At 60.0% G+C, this 26,513-nt stretch carries 16 protein-coding genes; 7 read left to right on the forward strand and 9 right to left on the reverse strand.

Annotated features, from left to right (window positions below; genetic code table 11):
- Positions 1–15: 15 nt before the first annotated feature.
- From PUQ42_RS01695 to PUQ42_RS01730, 8 genes are all read right to left on the reverse strand, one after another.
- Positions 16–1,161 carry a sialidase family protein gene (locus PUQ42_RS01695; RefSeq protein ID WP_122121306.1) on the reverse strand — a complete coding sequence of 382 codons (1,146 nt, stop codon included), beginning with the start codon at positions 1,159–1,161 and terminating at the stop codon, positions 16–18.
- Between the two features lie 28 nt (positions 1,162–1,189).
- Positions 1,190–2,773, reverse strand: coding sequence for a RagB/SusD family nutrient uptake outer membrane protein (locus PUQ42_RS01700; protein WP_273370364.1), 1,584 nt, complete (start codon positions 2,771–2,773; stop codon positions 1,190–1,192).
- A gap of 13 nt (positions 2,774–2,786) precedes the next feature.
- A complete protein-coding gene (locus PUQ42_RS01705) occupies positions 2,787–5,918 on the reverse strand; it encodes a SusC/RagA family TonB-linked outer membrane protein (RefSeq protein ID WP_087311440.1) in 3,132 nt (1,043 codons plus the stop codon).
- Between the two features lie 20 nt (positions 5,919–5,938).
- Positions 5,939–7,213, reverse strand: a complete 1,275-nt coding sequence (locus PUQ42_RS01710) for a hypothetical protein (protein WP_273370368.1) — start codon at positions 7,211–7,213, stop codon at positions 5,939–5,941.
- 325 nt (positions 7,214–7,538) lie between these two features.
- Positions 7,539–12,080: a two-component regulator propeller domain-containing protein gene (locus PUQ42_RS01715; RefSeq protein WP_273370371.1), complete on the reverse strand. Its 4,542-nt coding sequence runs from the start codon at positions 12,078–12,080 to the stop codon at positions 7,539–7,541.
- A gap of 505 nt (positions 12,081–12,585) precedes the next feature.
- Positions 12,586–12,975, reverse strand: coding sequence for an HAD family hydrolase (locus PUQ42_RS01720; RefSeq protein WP_122121294.1), 390 nt, complete (start codon positions 12,973–12,975; stop codon positions 12,586–12,588).
- A gap of 11 nt (positions 12,976–12,986) precedes the next feature.
- Positions 12,987–15,476, reverse strand: coding sequence for a GumC family protein (locus tag PUQ42_RS01725; protein ID WP_273370374.1), 2,490 nt, complete (start codon positions 15,474–15,476; stop codon positions 12,987–12,989).
- A 9-nt stretch (positions 15,477–15,485) separates the two neighbouring features.
- Complete coding sequence (locus tag PUQ42_RS01730) at positions 15,486–16,292, reverse strand: polysaccharide biosynthesis/export family protein (RefSeq protein ID WP_273370376.1); 807 nt, start codon at positions 16,290–16,292, stop codon at positions 15,486–15,488.
- A 304-nt stretch (positions 16,293–16,596) separates the two neighbouring features.
- On the opposite strand from PUQ42_RS01730, the gene PUQ42_RS01735 reads away from it, so the two are divergent.
- The 5 genes from PUQ42_RS01735 to PUQ42_RS01755 all read left to right on the forward strand — a co-directional run bounded on the left by PUQ42_RS01735 (position 16,597) and on the right by PUQ42_RS01755 (position 21,650).
- Positions 16,597–17,880 carry an alpha-amylase family glycosyl hydrolase gene (locus PUQ42_RS01735; protein ID WP_122121286.1) on the forward strand — a complete coding sequence of 428 codons (1,284 nt, stop codon included), beginning with the start codon at positions 16,597–16,599 and terminating at the stop codon, positions 17,878–17,880.
- Between the two features lie 157 nt (positions 17,881–18,037).
- Positions 18,038–18,835: a hypothetical protein gene (locus tag PUQ42_RS01740; protein WP_273370381.1), complete on the forward strand. Its 798-nt coding sequence runs from the start codon at positions 18,038–18,040 to the stop codon at positions 18,833–18,835.
- A 133-nt stretch (positions 18,836–18,968) separates the two neighbouring features.
- Complete coding sequence (locus tag PUQ42_RS01745; RefSeq protein ID WP_273370384.1) at positions 18,969–19,877, forward strand: TPM domain-containing protein; 909 nt, start codon at positions 18,969–18,971, stop codon at positions 19,875–19,877.
- A gap of 188 nt (positions 19,878–20,065) precedes the next feature.
- Positions 20,066–20,641 carry a LemA family protein gene (locus PUQ42_RS01750; protein WP_122121282.1) on the forward strand — a complete coding sequence of 192 codons (576 nt, stop codon included), beginning with the start codon at positions 20,066–20,068 and terminating at the stop codon, positions 20,639–20,641.
- 1 nt (position 20,642) lies between these two features.
- The gene (locus tag PUQ42_RS01755; protein WP_273370386.1) at positions 20,643–21,650 is read left to right on the forward strand and encodes a DMT family transporter; all 1,008 of its coding nucleotides are present in this window, start codon (positions 20,643–20,645) and stop codon (positions 21,648–21,650) included.
- A 96-nt stretch (positions 21,651–21,746) separates the two neighbouring features.
- Here the strand turns inward: PUQ42_RS01755 and PUQ42_RS01760 are convergent, their stop codons facing one another.
- Positions 21,747–24,113 carry an outer membrane beta-barrel family protein gene (locus tag PUQ42_RS01760; RefSeq protein ID WP_273370387.1) on the reverse strand — a complete coding sequence of 789 codons (2,367 nt, stop codon included), beginning with the start codon at positions 24,111–24,113 and terminating at the stop codon, positions 21,747–21,749.
- 259 nt (positions 24,114–24,372) lie between these two features.
- Here PUQ42_RS01760 and PUQ42_RS01765 point away from each other — a divergent pair, with 259 nt between their 5' ends.
- Positions 24,373–25,101: a lysophospholipid acyltransferase family protein gene (locus tag PUQ42_RS01765; protein ID WP_122121277.1), complete on the forward strand. Its 729-nt coding sequence runs from the start codon at positions 24,373–24,375 to the stop codon at positions 25,099–25,101.
- A gap of 3 nt (positions 25,102–25,104) precedes the next feature.
- The coding region (locus PUQ42_RS01770) for an ATP-binding protein (protein ID WP_273370389.1) at positions 25,105–26,513 on the forward strand (1,409 nt) is incomplete at its 3' end.

Consider the following 26,513-nt stretch of genomic DNA (forward strand, 5'->3'; position numbering starts at 1 on the left):
CCGACATGCCCCTTATCAATAGAATACGACCTTTCTCCAGGCCAGCGAGCGCTGTCCGAGATCATTCATGTCGGCGGCGTAGTAGAGGCGTACGGCCTGCCCGCCGGTCAGATCACCCTCTTCGCTGATCAGATTGGGATACATGGCCTTCTCCTCGCCCAGGTCGAGTGACTTGGGGGCCTCCCAGACGATACCGTCGCTGCTCGTCGACAGACAGATGCGCTGGCTCCAGGAGTGGAAGACCATGACCCATTTGTTGAGGTAGTGGTTCCACATGACCGAGGGGTTTCCGCCGGCATAGGCGTCGAGGTTGGCGATCTTGAAGTTTTCGCCGCCGAGTTGCGACTGCTGGTTGCAGCCCTCGATGGTGAAATCCTCGCCGTCCCACTTTTTCCAGGTGCCGGCCGCACCGGCGGGGTCGGTCGAGCGGGCCATCGTGATCATGTAGTTTCCGGGGTCGTTGCAGTATCCCGAGTAGTAGCAGATCCAGGCGCCGAGCGCCTCGTTCCAGACCACGCAGCCGTCGCCCAGACCGTATGAAACGCCCTGTCCGGCAGGGTTTTCGGGCTTGGGGTCCGTACCGGCGAGGATCCGGCTGCCCTTCTCCCAGGTCAGGCCGTTGTCCCGGGAGTAGGTGACACCGATGGACTTGTAGGCGGAGTTGGACCCGGCCCAGTGGCTTTCGGCGTGGAAGAATCCGGCCAGACGGCCGTCCGGGAGTTTGTGAACGCCGATGAACCAGGCACCGCCGTCGTAGAAGCCGTCGACGGGCTCGAGATCCTTTCCGAAGACCTCCATCTCCGCGCTCAGAGCGTTGACATTCTCCTCGAGCCAGGGCGAGTCGGAGGTTTGCCTCAGGGAGTTGTCGGCCGACCAGTAGAGGGTGAACCGTCCCGAATCGTCGTACTTGCCCACGGAGATCTTTCCGTCGAGCCAGAACGAGTAGCGGGGGATGTCGGGCTGTTGTTCACAGACGACGCGGTCGCTGACGACGAACGAGCCGAAGTCGATGTAGTCGTCGAAGTTGAAGTCCTTGTCGAACTCGTAGGGTTTCGAACTGGAGGAGTTGTCGTAGGCGTGCGCGAGATCGAGGTCCCGGTCGCAGGCTGCAGCCGCGAGCATCAGCACGGCTCCGGCCGTATATAAAGCGAATTTTTTCATGATAACGTCGTATTAGCAACCGGTGCGGTTATTTCCAGAGGGGGTTCTGTTCGATCTTTCCGTTCGAGGCGTCGATGACGTCCTGCGGAATGGGGAAGAAGAGGTGTTTGGGCTGGAAGTTCTGGGCCTGGGAGGTGGCGGCGCTCGAGTACTTGGCTAACTTTTTCACGCCCTCCTCGAGTTTGCCGAATCGAACCAGGTCATACCAGCGCTGGCCTTCGAAGCAGAGTTCGAAGCTGCGTTCCGCGAGCAGGGCCTCGCCGAACTCGTCGCCGCTCATCATCTTGAGATCGACCTCCGGATCGGGGGTGTGGATATCGACCCCGAAGCCGCGGCGCCGCACCTGATTGACATATTCGAGGGCCTGATCCGAGGGTGCTCCGTGAGCGCGCCATACGGCCTCGGCATACATCAGCAGCACGTCGGCATAGCGGATGATGGGGAAGTTGATCGGGTTGGCCCAGTTGGCCCAACCGGCACCGCGGTCCTCTTCGGTCAGGGCGTGGCGGAACTTGTAGGCGTAGTAGATGGGTTCGGCGCTGAGATCCTCCTTGACCAGATTCTGGTTGTCGTCGTAGACATACTTGAAGCGGGCGATGTTGTCGCGGCGGAGGTCCTTGGGGTCGAACGTTTCGTAGAACTCCTGGGTGCTCCACACGGCGGTCCAGTAGAGGTTGTTGGGGGTCTGGACGCCGTCGGTGGTTCCGACCTGCCCGCCGTAGGTGGTCGTACCGTTGTTGGCGAACTCGACGTCGAAGAGGTACTCCGAGCTGTATTCGTTCGAGGCGTCGAAGAGGCTGAAGTAGTCCGTCACGAGGGCGAATCGTCCGCTCTGGATCACGTCCAGGAGTTCGGTTTCGGCCAGTGCGGCGGCATTGGGGTCCTGCAGGGGCTGGCCGGCCATCTGCAGATAGACCTTGCCGAGCATGGCCTTTGCGGCGTAGTAGTGCGCGCGGCCGTTGGCATTCGAGACGGGGAGTTTGTCGATGGCCTGCTTCAGGTCGCTGACGATCTGTTCGTAGACCTGGGCGATCGAGGCCTTTTCGGTGCGGACCATCTCCAGATCGGTGACCTCATGGTTGATGATGGGCACCTCGCCGAAGAGCCGTACCAGGTGGAAGTAGTAGAAGGCGCGCAGGAAGTAGGCCTCGCCGAGGATTCGGTTTTTCTCGCTTTCGTTGCCGATGTCGGTGTTCGTCAACCGGTCGATGATGACGCAGGCGCGCTGAATGCCGCGATACTGGACATACCACGTACGGGAGATGTATCGGTGCGAGGGGGTGTAGGTGTAGTTGCAGAGTTCGGTTTCGTTGCCGTCGATGTTGTTCGGGATGATCATCTCGTCGGTACCGACGCGTCCGAGGATCAGGAACCCCTGGAAATAGGAGCCGTAACGGTCCCCGTTGGCCCACTCTGCGGAGAGCAGCATGTTGTAGACGCCCGTCAGACCGAGATCGAACTCTTCGGCCGTTTTGTAGAAGTTGGAGGTGGCGACGGTGCTTTCGAGCGGGACTTCGAGGAAGTCGCTGCAGGAGACCGTCGTGGCGCCGGCGGCCAGGACGAGCGAGACCCCGCCGACGATGGAGTATGCTGAATGAATGAGATTTTTCATGATACGGATCGTTTTATTGGAACAGGATGTTGAGACCGACGGTGAAGGTGCGCGGGCGGGGGAAGCAGCCGTAATCGAACCCTGAGGTGAGGATGTTGCTCATGCTTCCGGATCCCTGTTTGGAGTATACTTCGGGGTCATATCCCGAGTATCGGGTCAGGACGAAGAGGTTTTCGGCGGCGACATAGAACTTGATGGTTCCGATGTGGCTGTTGGGGCCGAACCACTTGTGGGGGCAGGTGTATGCGATGCGTGCCGAGCGCAGTCGGAGGAACGAGGCATCCTCGACGAATGCCGAGCAGACCTGGTTGTTGGTCATCCGGGCGTACTGCGTGCTGGAGAGGTTCTGAGGGGACCATCGCTCCTCGAAGAAGGCCATCTGGTTGTTCGTGGTGCCGGAGAATGCGGCCAGCTGGTTGTAGTTTGCGTTGTAGACATCGCCGCCCCAGGAGTATTGGAACGAGAGGTTGAGATCGAGGTTCTTCCAGGAGAAGTTCGTGCCGAAAGCGCCGTAGAAGTCGGGCGAGGAGTTTCCGATGACGGTGCGGTCGTCGGAGGTGATCTTGCCGTCCTTGTAGAGATCGGCGAAGCGCATGGATCCGGGCTCCTCGGCGCCGGTTTCGACTGCTACGCCGGGTTTGGGGGTGATACCGTCGATTTCGAAGTCGTTCAGGCCGTATACGCCCTCGGTGACATATCCGTAGATGTCTCCGATCTGGCCGCCCTCCTGGAGGATCACGGCGTTCTGGCCGCCCAGACAGGTGACACCCAGCAGAATGGGGGCTCCGCCCTGCCCCAGTTCAAGGATTTTGGTTTTGTTGAGTGCGAAATTTGCGAAGAAGTCCCATTTGAAGTTCCGGTGGTTGACGAGCTGGGCGTTGAGGCTCAGCTCGACACCGCGGTTTCGCATGCGGCCGATGTTCTGCCAGGCCTTGTCGAATCCGACGATGTTGATGACCGGCGCCTCGAGCAGCAGATCCCGGGTGACCTTGTCGTAGAAGTCGGCGGTGAAGCGCAGCCGGTCGTTCCACAGACCGATCTCCAGACCGGCATTCACCTCGCGGGTAGTCTCCCACGAAAGGTCCTCGTTGGCGATCGACATCGACGACTGGCCGATGGATTCGATGTTACCGAAGGAGTAGTTTGTGCCGTAGAGCTGAGAGTAGGAGCCGGCCGTGGGGACGTTCGAGTTGCCGACCTCGCCCAGACTCAGCCGCAGTTTGAGGGTGCTGACGGTGTTTTGGTTCTGCATGAACTTTTCGCTGTCGATGTTCCAGGCCAGGGCACCGGAGAGGAACGTACCCCACTTGTTGTTGATGAAGCGCGAGGTAGCGTCGCGGCGGACGGTGAAGGTGGCGATGTATCGGTTGTCGTACGAGTAGTTCAGACGGCCGATGAGCGAGACATACCGGATCTGCTCCTTGCTCGAGAAGACGTTGAATACCTTGGCCATCTGGGCGTTGTTCGATCCGAGATCCTCGTATTCGTACTGGGTTGTTTCGCTGCGGTCGTAGAAGGTGGTGTAGCCCTGTTCGGTCATGCCGACCAGCACGTTGAGGCGGTGTTTTCCGAAGACGGGTTTCCAGGTGAGGGTATTTTCGTTGATCCAGCTGCCGGACTCGGAGCTTCCGATGATGCCCTGTCCCTTGTAGAAGTATCCGCGGGGAGTCGACGTGGGGTAGAACTGCCGGTCCTTGAGCGAGTAGTTGTCATAACCGGCCGTGACGCGCAGGGTGAGGTCCTTCAGGATGTCGGCTTCGAGATAGGCGTTGAGCATCATGCGGTTGATCCGCTTGGAGAGTTCGGTCTGGTTGGCGATGTTGACGGGGTTTCCGTGATAGCCGTCGATGTAGGAGTCGAGCGTGGACTGCGAGACTCCGGCACGGCGGAAGAAGGCCTGCGTGGTTTCGTCGAATTCGAAGGGCAGGGCGGTGAGCGCCGAGGTGATGATACCGGCGACCTGGGCGGTTCCTTCGCCGCCGGTGGGGACGCCGTCATCGACGATGCGGTTGTATCCGATGTCGACGCCCGTGCGGAGGAAGTCGGTGAAACGGTGGTCGATGGTGGCCTTCGCGGTGAGTTTCTGCCAGTTGGTGGAGATCAGCACCGACTTGTTCTGCATGTAGGATCCGGAGAAGAACATGCTGGTCTTGTCGCTGGAGTGTGACACCGAGAGCGAGTGGTTCTGGATGAATCCCGTACGGAAGATTTCGTCCTGCCAGTCACGCGACTGTACGTCCCCGATCTGACGGGGCAGCTGGGTGACGGGGTCGGTGAAGAGATGGTTGTTCGAGGGGTTCCGGTCGACCTGATAGGCGGCATACTGGCGGAAGTCCATCATGTCGTATCGGCGGTTCATCTGCTGGAAACCGAAGTAGGTGTTGTACTGGATCTTGCCGCTGTCGCCGCGACCGCGTTTGGTGGTGATCAGGATGACGCCGTTCGCGCCGCGGTTGCCGTAGATGGCCGTAGCGGAGGCATCCTTGAGAACCTCGATCGAGGCGATGTCGTCGGGGTTGATCATCGAGAGGGAGGACATGCCGGTGTCGTAGCCGTCGATACCGCCGCCTGTGGAGGTGCTGACGTCGAACAGGGGGAATCCGTCGAGGACGATCAGCGGGGCGGTCGAGCCGGTGAGCGAGTTGGCTCCCCGGATGAGCATGTTGGACTCCGAGCCGGGTTTACCCGACGAGGAGTTGACCATCAGACCGGCCACGCCGCCTGCCAGGGCGTCATCGACCGAGAAAAGGACGCGGTTTTCGAAGGCATCGCCCTTGATCGAGGAGACGGCCCCGGTCATGTCCTTTTTGCGGAGCGAGCCGTAACCGACCACGACGACGTCGTCGATTTTCAGATCGGAGGGAGCGAGCGAGACGTCGATGCGCGTACGCTGTCCGACGGTTTCGCGGACGGAGTTGTACCCGAGGAAGCTGAATACGAGGACATCATTCGACGAGCGGACCTGGATACGGTAGGCGCCGCTGGCATCGGACGTTGCGCCGACGGTCGTGCCGTCGATGATCACCGAAGCGCCGGCGACGGGTTTGCCGTCCGAGGAGGTGATCGTGCCGCTGACGGAGGTTTGGGCCCGGAGCCCCGACACGACGAGCAGCAGGGCGGTCAATATGGGAACGAAACGTTTCATGGTTCAAGGTTTATGCTGGTTTATTCTTCGATGAGGTTGATCTGCACTTCGTCCAGATACCAGTTTACGTCGGCGCCGTTCGTGGAGAGGAACGCGAACTGGGGATAGGAGTTGAGCAGGTCGGTGTATTTGGCGCTTGCGGCGGTGAATTCGAAGCGCACCTGCTTCCATTCGGACGAGGGCATCAGCTCGGGTGTAGCGGGGAGGGTGATCTCCTCGGTAAGGGGGTATTCGACGTTGCTCCAGATCGACAGGAGCTCTTCGGGCTGTTCCTGGAAGGGGATATTGGGGAAATAGGTGCTCCAGTGGTCACTGGCCAGAGTCCCGAGCACGTCGTTCCACGACCACGAGGGGAGGTAGTTGTAGACGCCGAGCAGGACGATGAGCGTACCCTGCGGGGCATCGGTCTTCTGCCAGAAGGAGATTTCGTACTTTTTGCCGGCCGTGAGTTGGGCGTTGTTGACCCAGTTGTCGCGCGTGAAGAGCTGGTAGATGATACCGGGTTGGATGGTCACCTTGAAGGCCTGTTTGGTCTGATCGGCGCCGCCTGTCACGATCGCGGTGTTGGTCGTGATGTCATCCGTGTTGGTCGTTGTGTTCCAGAAGGTCCATTTGCCGCGCGAGGCGAGTTCGAACTGCCAGGGGTCGTAGTCCTTGTCGGCAATGGGGTAGAGCAGCGGGTAGTTTCCGACGATATAGGTTTCGGCCAGGTCGGTGGTTTTGCCGTCGTCGGCTCGTTTCAGACGGCAGGTGACGCGTGCGCCCTTCTTGTTGGGCGACGACCATACGACCTGGGGATTTGCCTCGGTCGAGGTGGCCGGCGTTCCGCCCTCGAAGGTCCACTCGTAGGAGGTCGGATCGCCCTCGACCTCCGACAGACCGAAGGTCATCGTGGTATTGAGCCGTATGCAGCCCTTCGGGGTGAGGTTCTGAGGGCTGATTTTGGCGTTCAGGGGGTAGAAAACCTCGACGTCGAACGACTGGGTCTGGCTTTCGCCGTTGAGGAAGTGAATGGTGAGCGAGACGGTCTTCGTGCCCATGGAGTTGAAGACGACGGCGGGTTCGGGCTCGGTCGAAGTTGCGGGAGTGGCGTCCTGGAAGCTCCACTGGCGGGTTTTGACGCCGAGCGAGAGGTCGGTGAAGGTGGCAGGTTTGCCGACACTGATCTGGGTTTGGGTATCGTAGCGCCAGGCCAGTTCGTAGGGTTGCGACCACCCGTTCGAATCGTTGCCGCAGGCCACGGTCAGACAGGCGAGTGCGAGGGCCGGCAGCAGATGGAGTAAATCGTGTTTCATGGTTCGTGGTTTTAAGGATGGCGAAAAAAATCGTTAAAGAGACAAGGTTTGCAGGTGAGGGGTCACCGGTCGGGTCGGTCCGGGTCGTGCGTCATCGGTCGGGCACGGCGGGAGCCGTCCGACTGGGCGGGAGATAGAGGTGTAAAGGGATTCATTGGCGTTGATTTTAGGTTTCGGGACTGCCGTATTTCGGGCAGCCAATACAAAGAAAGGGGATCGGAACCTGAAAAATTAACGCAAATGTTGCAAAATATGCGGTTGTCGGAAAAAGTATTTATTAATTTATCTGAAAAATGGCATCCGGGATCAGTTAAGGTTCAGACTCTCAGCTGTTCGTCTTTTTATGGTCGTTTTCCTCCCGGTTCCGGCCTTGGAGGGCGAATTCCTTGGGCAGGAGGCCGAATTCATCGTGGAAGATTTTGGCGAAGTGGCTGAGGTTGGTGTATCCGACGCGGTACATCACCTCGCTGACGGGCAGCGAGCCGTCCTTTGACAGGAGTTGTGCGGCGTGCCGGAGGCGGATGTTGCGGATGAACTGTACGGGGGTCAGCCCGGTCAGGGCGAGCAGCCGTCTGTAGAGCAGCGATCGGGAGACGCCGGTTTTGCGGCACAGCTGCTGTACGTCGAATTGCGGATCGGCCATCTCCTGTTCGACGGTTTCGGTGCATTTGACCAGGAAGCGGTCCTGGCTCTTTTCGACGGAGACCTCCGAGACGGGGATTTCGGCGTGCGGCAGTCGTGTTCTGCGGATCATCTCCTGCCGGGCCACGAGGTTGTCGATCCGTGAGAAGAGCACCTCCAGGGAGAAGGGTTTGGCGATGTAGCCGTCGGCGCCGACTCTGTAACCGGAGATTTCGTAATCCTGAAGATTGTGTGCCGTGAGGAGGATGACGGCGATCTGAGCGGTTTGGGGTTCCGTTTTCAGACGGCGGCAGAGTTCGATACCGGTCATTCCGGGCATGACGATGTCGGTGAGCACCAGATCGGGCTGCTGTTCGACCGCCAGCGAGAGAGCCTCCTGACCGTTTGAGGCCGTGATGACGTCGTATCGGCCCTGAAGAGCCGCGTGGAGATAGTCGCGCAGGGCGGGGTTGTCCTCGGCCACAAGGATCGAGACGCTTCGCCCCGACCCTTTTTCGATACCGGATCTTCGAGCCTGCCGTGCGGCGGATTCACCCCGACCTCCGGCGGCTTTCTCCGATCCGGACGATCCGGCTTCGGCACGGGCTGATCCGGACGTTTTGGTCGCGGAGCTTCCCGGCCCGGCGGTCACGTGCCCCTGCGCGGCTGGTCCGGCAGCCGCGTTGCCGGTCCCAACTGCATCTTCGGCCGCAAACCTTCCCGGCCCGGCCGTTGCACTGTCCGACCCGGTTGACCCGGTTGTCCCGGCAGTCGCGCTGTACGTTCCGGATGTTCCGGTTGCCGCTCTCCCGTCCGCTCCGGCGAAGGGAACTGACACCCCGGACGCCTCTCCATCCCGGGACGTTTCGGCCGAACGACCGTCTGGCGTCTGCGCCTCCATCCCGGCCGAAGCTGCGGTCAACTCCTCCTCGATCTGCGCCGGGAGCCGTTGCAGTCTGTGGTCCGGCACCTCGTCGGGCTCTTTGATCTGTTCGGGTGAGAGATGGGCCGACCCTTTGGGCAGCAGGACCCGGAAGAGCGAACCGACGTTGAGTTCCGATTCGACCTCGATGGTTCCGTGGTGCAGTTCGACGATGTGTTTGGAGAGCGCCAGACCGATGCCGACGCTTTTTTGGGCGGCGGCGTTGTTCGAGGCCTGATAGAAACGCTCGAAGATGCGGGTCTGTTCGTTGCGGGCGATGCCGATTCCGTTGTCCTCGACGAGGATTGCGACCTCGTGCTGCCGCTCTTCGCAGGAGAGGGTCACCTTGCCCGAACCTTTGCGGGTGTACTTGAAGGCGTTGTATAACAGATTGACGACGACGGTCTCCATCTTGTCGCGATCCATCCGGACGAAGATCGGCGTTTCCGGGAGCTCGATCGAGAAGCTGATCCGGAGGTTGTCGGCCAGCGGTCTGAAGAGTTCGGCCACACGGCGCAGGAACTGCGTCAGATCGGTCTGGACGGCGACCAGATTCATCTTGTGGTTTTCGTATTTCCGCAGGTCGAGGATCTGTTCGAGCAGGGTGGTGAGGGCCGCGGTGTTGCGGCTGACGAGTTCGAGTCGTTTTCGGGTGGTTTCGCCGATGTGTGGATTCATCAACAGCTCCTCGACAGGTGCGGCGATCAGCGAGAGCGGGGTTTTGAGTTCGTGGGCGATGTCGGTGTAGAACTGCAGCATGTTGGCGCTGCTTTTCTGCTCTTCGTAGTATCTATTGCGTTCGAGTTCAATCTGGTGCCGCTCCTGGAGTTTGCGCAGCGATCGGCGGTGCCAGGCGTAGATGCCCAGGGCGGCCATACATATATATAGGAGGTATGCGACCCGGGTGGCATAGAGCGGCGGATGGATGACGATTTCGAGTCGGGCCGGCTCATCGCACCAATATCCGTCTTCGTTGGCGGCATAGACCACCAGCCGGTAGTTTCCGGGGCGGAGGCTGGTGTAGACGGCCTGTGGCGACATTCCTCCGGTGTAGTTCCAGTCGTGGTCGAAATTCTCCATGCGGTACTTGTAGGTGTTGTACTGCGGGTCGACGTAGGCGAATGCGGAGAATTCGAAGGTGAGGTTGTTGCAGCGGTAGGAGAGTTCGAGGCGTTCGAGGCGGTTGACGGCCTTGCGAAGGACGACCTTACCGCGGATGGAGTCGCCGGCATGGACGACGCGGTTGCGGATTCTGAGCCGGGAGATGGCGGCACGGGGTCGGATGTTGTTGTCGGTGATGCTGTCCGGGTGGAAGATGTTGAAACCCTTCACGCCGCCGAATGCCATCTGCCCGTCGCGCAGCCGGCACGAGGCCCAGATCTTGAACGAGTTGCTCTGGAGTTGGTCCTTGACCGTGAAGTGCCGGACCGAGCGTGTGCGTGGGTCGAAGCGTGTGATTCCGTATCCACCGATCCAGAATGCGCCGTGATCATCCTCCTGCAGACTTTCGAGTTCGTTGTTGAAGAGTCGGGTATTCGAGGTGTCGAAGCCCTCGAAACGCGGGGTTTCCCCACCGTTCCGGCCTTCGGACATGCGGAAGAGCCCTTCGCCGATGGTTGCGATCCAGAGGTCCCCGTTCTGGCGGTCGCAGTGGATTGTCGAGATGAAGGGGTTCCGGCGTTTAGCGGTGTTGCCGGCGTTTCCGAGTTCGATGCGCTGGCAGTTGGCCTTCCCCCCCCCTCCGGCATCGAAGCGGATCCGGTTCAATCCCGAGCGGGTTCCGATCCAGATGGTCTTCTCGCGCGTGGCGGGATCGGGACAGATGTCGGTCGTGAAGTCCGAGCAGAGCGAATTGGGGTCGTTGACGTCGTGAGCATAGTTGATCCAGCGGTCGACGCCGCCGGGGGCCGCCGGAATGTACTCGAAACAGCCGCGGTTGGAGCTGATCCAGAGATGGCGGTCGCGGTCCTCGACGATTCGGAAGACGGAGAGGGCGCCGTCGATGACGGGATGACGGAGTTGCCGGGCCTGGACTTCGCCGCTTGTCGGGGCCTGTTCGACCTCTTTGCGGGGGACGATCCAGAGGCCCTTGTCCCAGGTTCCGATCCAGAGGTCGCCGTTCTGCGCGGTGAAGAAGGCCGAGACGGTGGCGAATCGGATGCTCGGCATTCCGTTGATGCGGAGTTTGCGGAACGACACCGACCGTCGGTCGAAGAGGTCGATTCCCCCGTGGGTGCTGACCCAGAGCGTGCCGTCGCGGGCTTCGAGGAAGGTGATGACGCGGTTTTCGCTCAGCCCCTGCGCTTCGGTGAAACAGGCGATGTGTTTTTCGACGATGTTGAGTCGGTTCAGACCGCCGCCGATGGTTCCGATCCAGAGCACGCCGGAACGATCCTCGAACAGGGCGCTGATTTCGAACGAACTGATGGCGTGCGGAATGGGGAGTTTTGGGTGGTAGTGTGCCAGTTGGGCGCCGTTCGCATCGTATTTGTAGAGGCCCTGATTGAACGCTCCGACCCAGAGTTCACCCTGGCTGTCCTGAAAGACGATGCGGGATGAGAAGTCGCAGATTCGGCTGACTTTCCAGCTTTCGGGATCCAGAATTCTCACGCCCCAACCGCCCGAGAGGGCGATTTTCCCGTCGCGGAGGGTTCGGATCGAGAGGCATCGGGCGCGGATCTCGTCGCGGAGCACGTTCTGGATCTCTTCGGTTTCGGGGTTGTAGATGACGGGACCTGCGTCGGTGGAGAGGAGCAGCCGCCCGTCCTCCAGGACGGTGCCGCACTGGATGTAATAACCTCCCCATCGGGGTTTCGAGCGGAGCGAACTGCCGCCGTTTTGGGTATCGAGGCAGGCCAGGCCGTCGTTGCGGCAGACCCAGATGGTTCCGTCGTGATCCTGGAAGATGTCGTTCACAACCTGATCGGCCGAGGCGTGTGACTCATCGTTGATCGGCGTGATGGATTCGGTGGCGGGGTTGTAGCAGTTCAGGCCTCCGGATTCGGTTCCGATGTAGAGCGAGGAGTCTCGGGCGATGAAGAGGGTGAGGACCCGATCGCTCGAGAGGTTTGAGTTGTCGGTCCGAAAGGTTTGGATCCGGTAACCGTCGTATTTGCACAGACCGCTGAAGGTTGCGAACCAGAGATAGCCGTCGGGATCCTGAACGATGGCATTCACGTCGCTGTGTGGGAGACCGTCGTCCATCGAAAGGGTCTGGATTCTTTCGTAGGGGGCGGCCGCGAGGGGAAGTGTTGAAGCGAAGATTCCGGTGAGCAGCAGCAGGCCGGTCACACGGTGCAGGAAAACGGAGAGGGCGGTTGGCACGTTCGTAGAGTCTGGATTTTCTCCTAAAGGTACGACAAAACCCCGATTTTGCCAAATCGGGGTTGGATGCAACGGATGTCGGAGACCTTGCCTGCGACGTTATGTCACTCGTCTTCAGCGGTTCGTTTTTCTCGTTAGGGCCGTTGGTTTTGGTAGGGTTGACGCCTTCGTTGAGCCTCATCTTGGCAGGGTTGCCGTTTTAGTCGGACCGCCGCTCAGGTTGGGTAGCCGATTTGTCTGGACTTCTGCCCTGATCAGACTGTTGTTTTGATCGGACCGCTGTCCTGGTCGGACCTCCGCCCGCTTGACCTGCCTGTCAGTCTCTCTTTTCCGGCTGTCCTCTCTTTTCCGGCTGTCCTCACTTCTCCGGCTGTCCTCACTTCTCCGGCCGCTCTCACTTCTCCGGCCGCCATCTCTTTTCCGGCCGCCCCTCACTTCTCCGGCCGCTCTCACTTCTCCGGCCGCCATCTCTTTTCCGGCCGCCCCTCACTTCTCCTCCCCCCGGTCAGTCGAGGAATCCTTCGCGGACGAGCTGTTCGCGAATGCGTACCCAATCGGCGACGGGACGTTTTACGCCGTCGATGAATCGCAGGGGACAACCCAGGTTGCTGTCGTCGATGTAGAGATCGGCATGCACCTTCGGTGAGGAGGTCCACCGTTTCTGCTCGGGGTTTTCGTTTACGGCGTAGAGGGGGATTCCCTTTTCGCGGAACCAGGCCACGGCCTGATCGAGCAGTTTGCCGTGCCGCATCGAGTAGAGGATCAACCGGCAGCCGTTCTCGACCAGCTCCTTGAGTACGGGGACCGCACCGGCATCTTCTCCGATCTCGGGATAGGCGTGGGTGACAACCGTACCGTCGAAATCGACGGCTATGACAGCGTGATGAATGGCCATGGTCGGACGGATCAGTGTTTGTGTTTATGGTCGTGGTCCTTGTGGTGACGGCGGGTCAGCGAGAGGAGGAAATCCTTGATGCGTTTGCGATAGCTTTCGTCGTGATAGTCGTCGCCGTACCCATACCCGTATCCGTAGCCGTATCCGTAGCCATATCCGTAACCATACCCGTAGCCATACCCGTGACGGCGGGTGCGGGCACCGTTGAGGACGATGCACATGTTGTGGAGTTTCTTTTCGCGATAGAGTCGCTCGATGTCGGGGAGCTGCCGGCGGTCGAGGACGCCTTCGCGGACGATGTAGATGCAGAGATCCGAGAGCCGGTCGGTGATCACGGCATCGGCCACCGACATGGCGGGAGTGCTGTCGAGGAAGACATAGTCGTATTTTCTGCGCAGTTCACCGATCAGCCGGTCGAGCTTCTCGGAAAGGAGCATTTCGGTGGGATTGGGTGGTTGAACCCCGGCATATACGACGTCGAAATTCTCGTGGTAGGAGGTTTTGTTGATGATCGAGTCGATATCGGCGATCGATCCGGCGAGATAGCCGGTGACGCCGTTTCGGGTTTTCCCGTGTCCCATGAGCGTGGAGAGGGTATGACGTCGCAGGTCGAGATCGACCAGCACGACGCGTTTGCCGGCCATGGCGAGCGTCATGGTGAGGTTCATGGCGATGAACGTCTTTCCGGCGTGGGGATTCGACGAGGTGAAGAGGATGGTCCTCATTTCGTTTCCGGCCGAAACGCTCATGAAGGACATGTTCGAGCGGAGGATCCGGAAAGCTTCTGATATGGCGTCGCGGCCGGTTTCGCGGACGACGACTCCGTCCTGGCTTTCGCCTTCGTGGTAGGGGATGTCGCCCAGGAAGGGAGCGCTGAGGTGGTCTTCGATATCCTTGCGGCCGCGAATGGTGGTGTCGAGCATGCTGATCAGGAAGAGCAGACCGAACGGGATGGCCAGACCGACGACCAGTGCGATTCCGAGGATCATCATCGGTCGGGGCGAGATGGGGGCATTGCTGCCGTATGCTGCGTCGATGGTCCGGGAGTTGCTCTCGGCGACGGCATAGTTGAGTTGGTTCTCCTCCTGTTTGTTGAGCAGGTAGAGGAACAGCTCCTCCTTGATCTTCTGCTGACGGGTGATTCCGAGGATGACCTTCTCCTGGGAGGGCATGGTCGAGATGCGCCGGTTTGCGAGCTCCTCTTCGCGCCGCATGGCATCGCGCTGGATCTCGAGAGTCGAGATGTGGGAGTCGAGCGAAGCGATGATGGTTCGGCGGATCGCGGCGAGCAGGTTGTCCAGATCGCGGATGACGGGACTGTTTTCGGAGCTGTTTTCGAGGAGTTTTTCCCGCTGGAGGATCGCGGTGTTGTACTCGTCGATCTGAGCCGAGACGGCGGCATTGGTGACCGAGGCCATGGCGGGGATCAACTCTCCGGCTTTGGAGGGGTCGCTCAGATAGCTGCGGATGAACTGCGCGACATTGATCTGATTGTCGAGCGAGAGTCCTTCGGCCTTGTACTGCGAGCTTTCGGTGACGCTGCGTGTGGCTTCAGAGGCGATGTCGACCATCTGATTGTCCTTTTTGAGGTTTTCGATGTCGCGATCCACGTCGCCGAGTTCACGTCCGATGACCTCGAGTCTGGACTTGATGAATTCGGCCGTTGTGACCGAAACGCGGCGTTTGTCGTCGATGGCGTCCTTTTCATAGACGTCGATCAGGGTATTGATGACATCTTCGGCGCGTTTGGCGACGGAGTTGCTCATCGAGATGGTGACCACGGATCCCTGCTTGGCCACATCGCACTTGATGGCTCCGCGGTAGGCGTCGGTCAGGGCCTTGAGCGAACTCTTCCCGACCCGGATGGGGACGCCGTTGAATTCGGGATTCATGTAGAGGGTCTTGTGGACGACGATTTCGCCAATGGGCGTGGGGATCGTGTCACCGTACTGAGCGGTCACGACCGAGCGGCTCTCCTGTTTGGAGACGAAGCCGTCCTGGAACTGGGAGATTTCGATCTGCTGTTCGCCGCGGGGCGTTACGGTCATCGAAAGGGACTGGTTGTCGTCGCCGTTGATGAAGTCCACGTCGATGGGTGACTGTCCGTAGAGGTCCCGGTCGCGGAGGTGTTCGTGAATGGAGTACGATTCGGTGAGGTTGAGGCGTCGGACGACTTCGGACATCAGCCGGCGAGACTGGAGGATATAGATTTCGTTGTCGACGCTGCGTTGGGTCTGGAAGCTGGCCAGGTCGCTGAAGGCCGAGAGCTCGGGTGCGCCGCCCTTCCGTGAGTCCTTGACGAGGATGGTGGCTGTCCGGCTGTATATTTTCGGGGTTTTGGCCAGGTAGTAGTATGCCACACCGAGGCAGACGAGAACCGAGAGGACGAACCAGTACCAGTTCATCAGGATCATGCGGATGATGTCGTGCAGGTTGATGGCCCCGGCCTGGTCGTCGTTAAAGGCTTGTTGGGGTATGTTGTTCGGTTGCTGTTCGATCATGATCGGAGTTTATTTGGCGAGGGAGATGATGGAGACGGTGAGCGTAATGACGGAGATCGCCGTGCTGACGAGCGAGAGATAGAAGCTTCGGTTCTGGCTGATCTCGGCCGACTGGGCCTTGTACTTGTTGGGCTTGACGTATACGACGTCGTTCTGCTGGAGGTAGAAGGCCGGGGAGCTGAAGACATCTTTCGAGGTGAGATCGAGTACCTCGATGGTCCGTTTGCCGTCTGCCTCGCGGGCAACGATGACTTCGTTGCGCATGCCGTAAACGGTCATGTCGCCGGCCATGGCCAGTGCGTCGAGGATCGAGATCCGGTCGCGGTCGATCTCGAAGCTGCCGGGATGGGCGACCTCTCCGATGACGGAGAACTTCATGTCGGAGAACTGTACGTTTACCGAGGGGTCGTTTATGTAGCCGCCCTCGACGATCTTGTCGGCAATCAGCCGGGCGAGTTCGTTGCGGGTGAGGCCCTCGCACTTGACGGTCCCGATGATGGGCATCAGGATGCATCCGTTCTCATCGACGGTTCGGGTCTGGAGCGACTCGATATTCGAAAAAGAGCTGGGTCCGTTGGCTGAAAGGGAGTTCATGGCCGTCGAGGAGTTGAACGGTACGGCGAGTTCGGGGTCCTTGCTGTTTACGACGACGATCAGACGGTCGAGGGGTTTGATCCGAATCTCCCCGTTCTGCACGATCTGCTCGGGGGTAGCTGGTTGGACATCCTGCAGGTACCAGACACGTTTCTGGGCGGAGCACGATGCGAGGAGAAGCCCCAGCAGTGCGAATCCGACGAGACGGTATAGGTTGCTCATTTCTAAAAAAATAGATATTTGGTGTGACTCGGTTTGCAAAGATAGTGAAAAATCCGATATTTTTGTTTTCCGGAGCGAGCTATTTCACATTGGAAAAGGATTTGAAGCGGGCGATTCGGGAAAAAATTGTATCTTTGGTGTCCGAAAACGAAAAAAATCGGATTCGGAGCATGTTCCGAGCGGTCGGAGTTAGGGAGGGAGCAGCTCTGTTTTGCGAGAGAACTCTCCTCTCTTTTTTGAGGCATCCACGCGTTGCTGCGACCGAATCCGGACAGGAATCATAAACGAAAAAGCTGTAAGATACATGTTGCATCCGGAATGGAGTTATCAGGCGGTGATTTATGAGATGAACGTGCGTCAGTTGACGCCGGAGGGGACGCTCCGTGCGGCAGCTGCGAAGTTGGCGTTTCTCAAGGAGTTGGGTATTGATGCCGTGTGGTTGATGCCGATCTGTCCGATCGGAGTCGAGTCGCGCAAGGGGACGCTGGGGTCCTACTATTCGATCCGGGACTACTGTGCGGTGAATCCGGAGTTGGGGACGCTGGCCGATTTCGATGCCTTTGTTGCGGAGGCGCACCGGCTGGGACTGAAGGTGCTGCTGGACTGGGTGGCCAACCACACGTCGCGGGATGCGCGGTGGTTGAGCGAACGCCCGGCGTCGTGGTACGAGCGGGATTCGTCGGGTGCGGCGGTCATCCCGTGCGACTGGAGCGACACGGCCAAACTCAACTATGCGGAGCCGGGCGTGTGGGAGGACCAGGCCTCGGCGATGGAGTTCTGGATCCGGGAACACGGCGTCGACGGTTTCCGGTGCGACATGGCGATGCTGGTTCCGATTGCCTTCTGGAATGCGACGGCCCGGCGGCTTCGGGCCTTGAAACCGGATCTGTTTCTGCTGGCCGAGGCCGAGCAGCCGAACCTCTTCGAACAGGGGGCCTTCGATGCGTGCTATGCGTGGGAGATGCACCATTTGATGAACGACGTGGCGGCCCAACGGGTCCGTGTGACCTCGCTGCGGGACTACCTTTACGCTGATCAGCACCGTTATCCGGAGTGGGCCATGCGCCTGAGCTTCACGACCAACCACGACGAGAACAGCTGGAACGGTACGGAGTTCGCGCGTCTGGGGGCGGCACGGGCCGTGATGACGCTCTTCACGTTTGTCGTGCCGCGGGGGCTGCCGCTGCTCTACACGGGACAGGAGATCGGTTACGACCATTCGTTTTCGTTTTTCGACCGGGATCCGATTCCGGCCGAGCGCTACCACGAGAACGGGCATACGCAGTTTTTGCGGCGATTGACGTCGTTGCGACATGCGAATGCGGCGCTGGCGTCGGGCGGTCGCGGGGGCAAGCTGCTGGAGATCCGCAACAATGCGGAGGACTGCCTGATGATTTTGGTTCGCGAAGTTTCGGGCAATCGGGTGATTGCGGTGATGAACCTGTCGCCCTACCGGATCCACGCCGACTACTATACGGGGATCTACGCGGGGATGTATACCGATGCCATGACGGGCTGTGCCTATGAGTTCCGGGGTCGGGTTGAGGAGGATATGGAGCCGTGGAGCTGGCGGATTCTGACGCGATGAACAGAAAAGATCGGGGAAAAAACTTTTCCGAAAGGAAAAAATGATCTATCTTTGTCGAAATTGTGTGCATGGAGGTGGCCTGACTGTAGTCGAGGAGCCGGGCGGTGGAACGGAGACGGAACACTCATTTACCAAACATACAATAAACAGCAAAGGCATGAAGAAATTTTACATTCTGATGATTCTGGCTCTTGCGGTTTCGGGGGTCCGGGCCCAGGAGCAGACGAAAGAGGCGACGACTCAGCGTCTGGATTCGCTGCAGCAGGTCGTGGACCGGTTGACGACGAATGTGGCGACCCTCGAGAAGGAGAACCTGAATCAGGCGATCTGGAAGGATCGGGCGAAGTATTTCAATATCGGCTATGTGAAGCAGACGCTGACGGACAAGACCTTTGGCGGCGACATCACGAGTGACTTCGGCGTGTCGCTGAGCTACGGCAAGACCTACTACCTGCACAAGAAGCCGATTGCCGGGATGATCAAGTTCGGTCTGGACTGGACGTGGATGGATATCAACTATGCGAAGTCGACGCTTTGGATGCTGGACGAGGATTCGGGGTCACTTTCGAAATCCGCGATGCATCAGGCCGAGATCGGTATGCAGTTCGGACCGTCGGTGACGATCAATCCGGTGCACCACCTGAAGGTGAGCGGCTATTTCCGGGTGACGCCCTCCTATTCTGGTCTTTACATGGACGAGACGTTTCATCACCACTACGTGACGATGCTCAATGCGGGCTGTGCCGTGGCGTGGAAGGTCATCTCGCTGGGAGTCGAATGGCGCTGGGGATCGGCCAAATACAATGGTCTGACGTTTGACGGGCTGGATCTCGACGAGGATTCGTTCGGCGAGGAGGACAATCCGTCGATGGGGGATGTGATGGATCAGATGTCGGCGCCGAAGCGCAAGCTGAAGACCTCGTCGATGCGAATCTATCTGAGCTTCCGCTTCTGATCGGCGGTTTTGCTCGCGGAAACGGACGGCCTGCAGGAATGCGGGCCGTTTTTTTGCGGTCGGGACGGCTTCAAGGCCGATCCTGGATTGCACGGGGAGAATATTTCGTTATCTTTGCGCTTGAGATATGACGATGCGACGAATCATACTGATATTGATATTCGGACTGCTGGGCTTGACCGCTGCGCAGGCTCGAACGTACCGCCCCGGGGAGATTCCGAACGTGCAGCGGCTCGATGCGCGGCGCTACGTGTCGGACCCCGACGGGATCCTGACGGCGGATGCGACCCGGCGGATCGACTCGATCTGTGCGTCGCTTCGCACGCGGGGGCTGGCGCAGGTGGCCGTTGTGGCCGTTGACGACATAGCCGGCGGTGATACTTTTTCGTTTGCCATCGAACTCTTCCGGAGTTGGGGCGTGGGCTCTTCGCAGAGCAACAACGGACTGGGAATCCTGCTGGTGAAGGATCTGCGCGAGATTCGCTTCGTGACGGGAGGCGGACTGGAGGGCATCCTTCCCGACGCCCTCTGCAAGCGGATCCAGATGCAGCGTATGATCCCCTTCTTCCGTACGGGGGATTACAGTGCGGGCATGGTCAGCGGCGTGGAGACTGCGGCCCGGGTGCTTGAAGGGGGCGATCCGGATTTGAGCGAGGCGTCCGACGGAGAGCTTCCGTGGTGGGCGATTCTGGCGCTGATCGGAGGTGTTTTCGTGGGCCTTCCGCTGCTGGTGTGGCTGGGCCGGCAACGGATGCGCACCCCGTGCCCGAATTGCGGACACCGTGCGCTGCGCCAGGTGTCGGAGCAGACGCTGGAGGTGACACCGGCCTATCGGGTCGAGGAGTGCGAGTATGAGTGCCGGCATTGCGGACATCGGTTCCGTCGTCGGTTCCGCTCCTACGGTGACGACCATTTCGGGGGTCCGGGCGGCGGTGTATTCATCGGTGGCGGACTGGGCGGCTTCGGCGGAGGCCGGGGCTCGTTCGGTGGCGGCTTTGGCGGTGGTTCGTTCGGTGGCGGCGGAGCCGGTTCGAGCTGGTGACGCCGGCCTGGATTTGTCTCTCGGGCCGAGGACGGTCTGCGGATGATGCCGGGGTCTGGCTTGCACCTTGCGGGTGACACCGGGCGGAGCGACCCTCTCAAGCCGGAGCCCCGATAATCCGGGCCTGCAGAAGCCGCATGAAAACGGGAAAACAGGAATAATAATAAATAAGTAAACAAACGAGAACAATGAAAAAATGGATTTGGATCGGCGTAGTCGCCGTTGTGGCCCTCTTCCTTTACGGCTCCTACAACGGGCTGGTAAACAAGGAGGAGCGGGTACGGAGTGCGTGGTCGAACGTGGAGACGCAGTACCAGCGCCGTGCGGATCTGATTCCGAACCTGGTCAATACGGTCAAGGGGTACGCGGCGCACGAGCAGCAGACGCTCTCGGAGGTGACCGAAGCGCGGACGCGGGCCACGTCGATCAACCTTTCGGCCGACGACCTGACGCCCGAACGGCTGGCCGAGTTCCAGCAGGCGCAGGCTGGGGTCCGTTCGGCTCTGGGCCGTCTGATCGCCGTTGCGGAGAACTACCCGGACCTGAAGGCAAACCAGAATTTTCTGGAGCTTCAGGCGCAGCTCGAGGGGACGGAAAACCGGATCTCGGTAGCGCGCCAGGATTTCAACCAGGCGGCCGAGAGCTATAACCGGACGGTTCGGCGTTTTCCGACGAATCTCGTTGCCGGGATGTTCGGATTCGAGCGCAAGCCCTATTTCGAGGCTTCGGAGGGGAGCGAAACGGTCCCCGAGGTGAAGTTCTGAGATGCTCAGCGAACGTACGCGCGGCTATGTGCTGGGAGCGATAGCCGCTGCCAGCTACGGCCTGAATCCGCTCTTTGCGCTGCCACTCTACGGTGCAGGAATGGGGGCCGATTCGGTTTTGTTCTATCGGTATGTGCTGGCGGTCGTGATGCTGGGTGCGCTGATGCTCTTCCGGCGGCAGTCGTTTGCTCTGAACCGGCGCGACATCGTGCCGCTGGCGGTGATGGGCCTCCTTTTTTCGGCCTCGTCGCTGCTGCTCTTCGAGAGCTACAACCTGATGGATGCGGGCATTGCCTCGACCATTCTGTTTGTCTATCCGGTGATGGTGGCCGTCATCATGGCCGTGGGGTTTCACGAGCGGGTCACCGTCTCCACGGTGCTGTCGATCGTGCTGGCCTGCACGGGCATCTCGCTGCTCTACAAGGGCGGTGACGGTACGACGCTCAACTTGACGGGTGTCCTGCTGGTCTTCCTTTCGGCGCTCTCCTATGCGATCTATATCGTGGCGATCAACCGCTCGTCGCTGCGGAATCTGCCGACCGAGAAGCTCACCTTCTACTGTCTGGTATTCGGGTTGCTGGTCTACGTGGTCCGGCTTCGCGGATGCGCCGACCTGCAGGCCATCCCCACGTTGCTGCTGTGGGTGAATGCCATATCGCTGGCGCTTTTTCCGACGATTATTTCGCTGGTGACGATGGCCGGGGCGATCCGCCGCATCGGCTCGACCCCGACGGCGATTCTCGGGGCGCTGGAGCCCGTCACGGCGCTGTTTTTCGGGGTTGTGGTCTTCGGGGAGGCCTTTACACTGCGGATCGGCGTGGGGGTGGTGCTGATTCTGGTGGCCGTGACGCTGATCATTGCGGGCCAGTCGCTTCCGGTCCCCAACGCGGTGACCCATCTGGCCCGCTGGATGCGGCGTCCGCACCTGCCGCACTGGGCCGTACGCTGGGCCCACCGCCTGCCGCGGCCCCGTCTGCATCACCATCGGGAGCCGCAGAGCCCCTGTTGAATGTCATACCTCTTATAATAAAAGCGGATCGCCGGGCATGCAACCCGGCGATCCGCTTTTTGGAGACTGTCCCTGTCGGCCTGTCGGCGGATCGGGTTACAGTCGTTTCTTCTCCTCCTCGGAGCCGGCCTCGACGGACTTTTTATGGAAGGCCTTGCCGCTCTTGAAGTTCCAGGTCACGCCGAACCGATACTGGCGGTTGCTCCAGGGCTGGCTGACCTTGACCCTGCGGACGAAGCCATCGCCGTTGGCTCCGATCGTCTGGCCTTGATCGAGGATGTTGCGGACCGAGAAGGAGAGGGTGAACCGCTCGCCGAAACGCTTCTTGATGCCGGCCTGCAGCATGTGGTTGGGCATCACCCAGATATTGCCCAGGTCGATGCGGCTCTGGTAGAAGTACGAGCAGTCGATGTAGAACTTGGCCGGCAGCGAGAAGGTGTTCGAGACGTTGACGAATGCCCAGTTGAAGTACTGCTGGGCGCCGTGCTGCTCGACGCGCTGACCGCGGCGCATGTAGGTGGCGTTGACGTTGAGCTGCCACCACTTGGCGGGTTGGAAGGGCAGGTTGGCCGAGAGGTAGTAGCTCGACGTAGCGTCGTAGTTGACCCAGTCGAGGCGCAGCATGTCGGGGTTTTCGGGATCGGTGAGCATCGCCTGCTGGATCTCGTCGGTGACGATCTGCACGCCGGCCGTGAGGGTGTATTTGTGGGCCAGTACGGCGGTGAGGCTCAGGTCGTTCTGATACGAGGGGTTGAGCCGCGGGTTACCGGTCTGATAGGTGTAGTCGGAGATCTGCGTCCGCTGCGGGTTGAGGCACCAGAAGCGCGGGCGCTCGATCGTGCGGGCATACTGCAGGATCAGCGAGTAGCCCTTCTCCTGCGAAAGGGCGTAGGAGATGTTGGCGTTGGGGAAGAGCGAGAAGTAGTCCTGCTTGACGTCGCTGCCCTTGCCGTAGGTGTGGGTGAACTCGCCGCGCAGACCGGCCACCAGGCTCCAGCGTCCGAGCCGGGCCGAGGCGATGGCGTAGGCTGCCGCGATGTTTTCGGTGTAGTTGATCGTGTAGCTCTGGTTGTCGTTGCGCAGCCAGGCGTCGGCCTTCTGGTATTCGTAGAGGGCGGTGTTGCGCATGTCGTTGAAGGTGTACTTGGCACCGGCCTTCAGCGTCCAGCGGGGCGAGAAGCTCTTTTCGAGGGCGAGCGTAGCCGTTGCCACGTCGTAGATGCTCGTGGCGTTGTCGCGGTAGAGCGAGTCGACGAAGGAGTTGCCCGTGGTGATGCGGCTCGAGTTGTCGTTTCCCGAGTCGGAGTTGCGGTGGGTGTAGTCGGCCAGCAGCTTGAGGGTCGAGCCGAGGGTGTCGAGCTTGTGGATGTAGTTGAACGTCACGGCGTAGGTGTTGTTGAGGCTGTGGCTGTCGAAGATGCTTCGGGTGTTGACCACCTCGCTGCCGTCACTCAGATCGGTCGAGGTCTGGTTCGGGCCTCCCGACTTGCCGTGCCAGTAGGAGAACTCGGCACCGATGCTGTTTTTCTCGTCCAGTTCGAAGATGCTTCCGGCATTGACACCGTAACTTTCGTCGTCGTTCCGGTTGACCGAATGGGCGGTAAGCCCCTTGTTCGAGCCGCTGTAGATGGTATTCTCGTTGGAGATGGCCTTCGTATCGCCGCCGGGCGAGGCCCACACCGAGGCGTAGAAGTCGAGCCGTCCGGAGTGGACGTTGATGTTGGCCGAGGGGTCGTAGGAGTGGTAAATGTCGCTCAGCGTGGTGTTGAAGGCCACCGACCCGTTCATGCCGTTTTCGCGCCGTTTCTTGAGGGTGATCTTGATGATGCCGGCCGACGAATCGGCGTCGAAATCGGCACCGGTGACCGGCACGACCTCGATCTTCTGGATCTCCTCGGCGCGCAGCGAGCGCAGATAGGTCAGCAGCTGTTCGTTGTCCATCCTCAGCTCGCGGTCGTTGACGAAGACCTTCGAGCCGCTCTTGCCGTTGATCGAGATCTTTTCGCCGTCGATCCAGACGCCGGGGGCATGTTCGAGCAGATCGATGCCGTCCTTTCCGATGGCTGCAGGGGCGTTTGCCACGTCGACGACGAAACGGTCGGCTTCGCGGCGCACGAGCTGGGCCGAGACGACCACCCCTTCGATCTGCGTCGAGGAGCTCCGCATGACGAACTCACCGAGGTCGTTGTCCTGTTCGACGCGGATCAACTGCTTGAGGGGTTCGCAACCGAGGTATTGAATCTGGAGGGCGTATTGGCCGGGAGCGGCCTCCAGTTGGAATCGTCCGTCGGCATCGGTAGCCATGCCGGCCACTTGGCGTCCCTCCCTGAGGAGGACGACCGTTGCATATTCGATGGCTTTGCCCTGTTCATTGACGACGCGTCCGTGAGCCGGGCAGAGTCTGGCGGCCGAAGCCTCAATGGCGCAGATGATCATCACGATCCAAATGATCCACTTTTTCATGGGAAGTATCGGGTTTTGGCATGAGGCCGATTTGTTTACACCACAAAGATATGTAAAAATATTTATACTTTGCAATGCATAGTACTGATTTTTTTTGAAAAAAGTGGATACATATATAAAAAGGGGAACGCCCGGGAAAAAATGTTGAAAAAACGATCGGCGGTAGGGTAGGAAAGCCGGGAAATAATCACTAAATTTGCAGATTGATAGGGTTGCGGACGCTTTTCTGTGGCCCTCCCGAACGGAAATCAAGAGCCTTATGTTGAGCGCATTGTACTACGTATTTCTGGTGTTGCTGTGCACCGTGTTCATGATTCTGTCGGCCGTAGCGCTGGTCGTTTGCTACCCGTTCGACCGGGGTCGTCGGGTGGTCCACGAACTGTCGCGCATTCTGGTGCGGATCTTTTTCTTCATCCCGTTGCGCTGGCGTCAGCGGGTCGAGGGTCGTGAGCTGATCGACCGGCGGAAGCAGTACGTGATCGTCATCAACCACAACACGGTGATCGACATTCCGACGCTGTACTACCTGCCGCTCAATTTCCGGTGGGTATCGAAGCGCGAGGTCTTCAAGGTTCCCTTCTTCGGGCAGTACCTCGTGCTTCACGGCGACATCTGCATCAACCGGGGCCGTGCGACCGCGGCGCTGGAGCAGATGATCCACCAGGGCAAGGAGTGGATCTCGCGCGGGGCGTCGATTGCGATCTTTCCCGAGGGTACGCGCTCGAAGGACGGGGAGATCCACCGTTTCAAGCCGGGGGCCTTCACGCTGGCGCGTGAGGCCGGGGTCGATATCCTGCCGGTGGTGATGGACGGCACGCGGACGCTGATCCGCCGGAATCTGCTCTTCAACTGGGGCAACCGGATCACGATTCGGGTTCTGCCGCCGATTCCGGCGGAGCGCGTGGCGGCGACGGACCCGCACGAACTGATGGAGGAGGTCCACGACTCGATGTGCGCGGCGCTGGCCGAGATCCGGCAAAAACGATAGACTATGGCAGATTTACTCAATACGAATCAGAACAACTACGGCGACGACGCGATCCGGACGCTCACCCCGCGTGAGCACGTGCGGCTGCGTCCGGGCATGTATATCGGCAAGCTGGGCGACGGCACGCAGCCCGACGACGGTATCTACGTGTTGATCAAGGAGGTGACCGACAACTCGATCGACGAGTACATGAACGGTTTCGGCCACCAGATCGACATCACGGTTGCGGACGGTCTGGTGACGGTGCGCGACTACGGGCGCGGCATTCCGCTCAAGTCGCTCTCGGCGGCGGTGAGCGTGATGAATACGGGCGGCAAGTACGACGATGACGAGGAGGGCGCGGCTTTCAAGAAGACCGTGGGTCTGAACGGTGTGGGCGTCAAGGCGGTGAACTACCTTTCGAGCCAGTTCTGGGCGCGGTCGGTGCGCGACGGCGAGGCCCATACGGTCTATTTCGAGAAGGGCCTCGAACAGAGCGACCGCTGGGAGAGCGGCCTCACGGAGAAGAACGGCACGGAGATCCGTTTCCGGGTCGACGAGGAGGTCTTCGGCTCCTACAGCTACAATCTGGAGTATGTCGAGCAGCTGGTGCGCAACTATACGTACCTGAACCGGGGGCTGACGATCCGCCTGAACGGCAAGTCGTACGCCTCGAAGAACGGACTGCTCGACCTGCTGAACGAGAACATGTCCGAGGAGCCGCTCTATCCGCCGATTCACCTCTCGGGCGAGGACATCGAGGTGGCCATCACCCACGGCACGGGCTACGGCGAGAGCTGCTACTCGTTCGTTAACGGACAGTACACGACGCAGGGCGGCACGCACCAGGCGGCCTTCCGCGAAGCCTTTGCCAAGACCGTCCGCGAGTTCTACCACAAGGACTACGACCAGTCGGACATCCGCACGTCGTTCATCGGGGCCATTTCGATCCGGGTTTCGAGCCCGATCTTCGAGTCGCAGACCAAGACGAAACTCGGTTCGAAGGAGATGTCGAAGTCGGGCCCGACGATCCGCAACTTCGTGATGGAGTTTCTGGGCAAACACCTCGACGACTACCTGCACAAACACCCCGAGACGGCTCAGATCCTGCAGCGGAAGATCGTCGAGAACGAGAAGGAGCGCAAGGCGATCTCGGGCGTACAGAAGAAGGCGCGCGAAACGGCCAGGAAGGTGTCGCTCAACAACCGCAAGCTGCGCGACTGCAAGATCCACCGCACGGACAAGAACGAACTGGCCGAGCAGTCGATGATCTTCATCACGGAGGGCAATTCGGCGTCGGGTTCGATCACCAAGAGCCGCGACGTGCGTACGCAGGCGGTCTTCTCGCTGCGCGGCAAGCCGCTCAACTGCTTCGGGCTGACGAAGAAGGTGGTCTACGAGAACGAGGAGTTCAACCTGTTGCAGGCGGCGCT

Source organism: Alistipes megaguti, from assembly GCF_944320325.1.
GTDB lineage: Bacteria > Bacteroidota > Bacteroidia > Bacteroidales > Rikenellaceae > Alistipes > Alistipes megaguti.

Bases quoted from the DNA above. Each gene is read 5' to 3' on its own strand.
- PUQ42_RS01695 (WP_122121306.1), bottom strand. From the start codon at position 1,161: ATGAAAAAATTCGCTTTATATACGGCCGGAGCCGTGCTGATGCTCGCG.
- PUQ42_RS01700 (WP_273370364.1), bottom strand. From the start codon at position 2,773: ATGAAAAATCTCATTCATTCAGCATACTCCATCGTCGGCGGGGTCTCG.
- PUQ42_RS01705 (WP_087311440.1), bottom strand. From the start codon at position 5,918: ATGAAACGTTTCGTTCCCATATTGACCGCCCTGCTGCTCGTCGTGTCG.
- PUQ42_RS01710 (WP_273370368.1), bottom strand. From the start codon at position 7,213: ATGAAACACGATTTACTCCATCTGCTGCCGGCCCTCGCACTCGCCTGT.
- PUQ42_RS01720 (WP_122121294.1), bottom strand. From the start codon at position 12,975: ATGGCCATTCATCACGCTGTCATAGCCGTCGATTTCGACGGTACGGTT.
- PUQ42_RS01725 (WP_273370374.1), bottom strand. From the start codon at position 15,476: ATGATCGAACAGCAACCGAACAACATACCCCAACAAGCCTTTAACGAC.
- PUQ42_RS01730 (WP_273370376.1), bottom strand. From the start codon at position 16,292: ATGAGCAACCTATACCGTCTCGTCGGATTCGCACTGCTGGGGCTTCTC.
- PUQ42_RS01735 (WP_122121286.1), top strand. From the start codon at position 16,597: ATGTTGCATCCGGAATGGAGTTATCAGGCGGTGATTTATGAGATGAAC.
- PUQ42_RS01740 (WP_273370381.1), top strand. From the start codon at position 18,038: ATGAAGAAATTTTACATTCTGATGATTCTGGCTCTTGCGGTTTCGGGG.
- PUQ42_RS01745 (WP_273370384.1), top strand. From the start codon at position 18,969: ATGCGACGAATCATACTGATATTGATATTCGGACTGCTGGGCTTGACC.
- PUQ42_RS01750 (WP_122121282.1), top strand. From the start codon at position 20,066: ATGAAAAAATGGATTTGGATCGGCGTAGTCGCCGTTGTGGCCCTCTTC.
- PUQ42_RS01755 (WP_273370386.1), top strand. From the start codon at position 20,643: ATGCTCAGCGAACGTACGCGCGGCTATGTGCTGGGAGCGATAGCCGCT.
- PUQ42_RS01760 (WP_273370387.1), bottom strand. From the start codon at position 24,113: ATGAAAAAGTGGATCATTTGGATCGTGATGATCATCTGCGCCATTGAG.
- PUQ42_RS01765 (WP_122121277.1), top strand. From the start codon at position 24,373: ATGTTGAGCGCATTGTACTACGTATTTCTGGTGTTGCTGTGCACCGTG.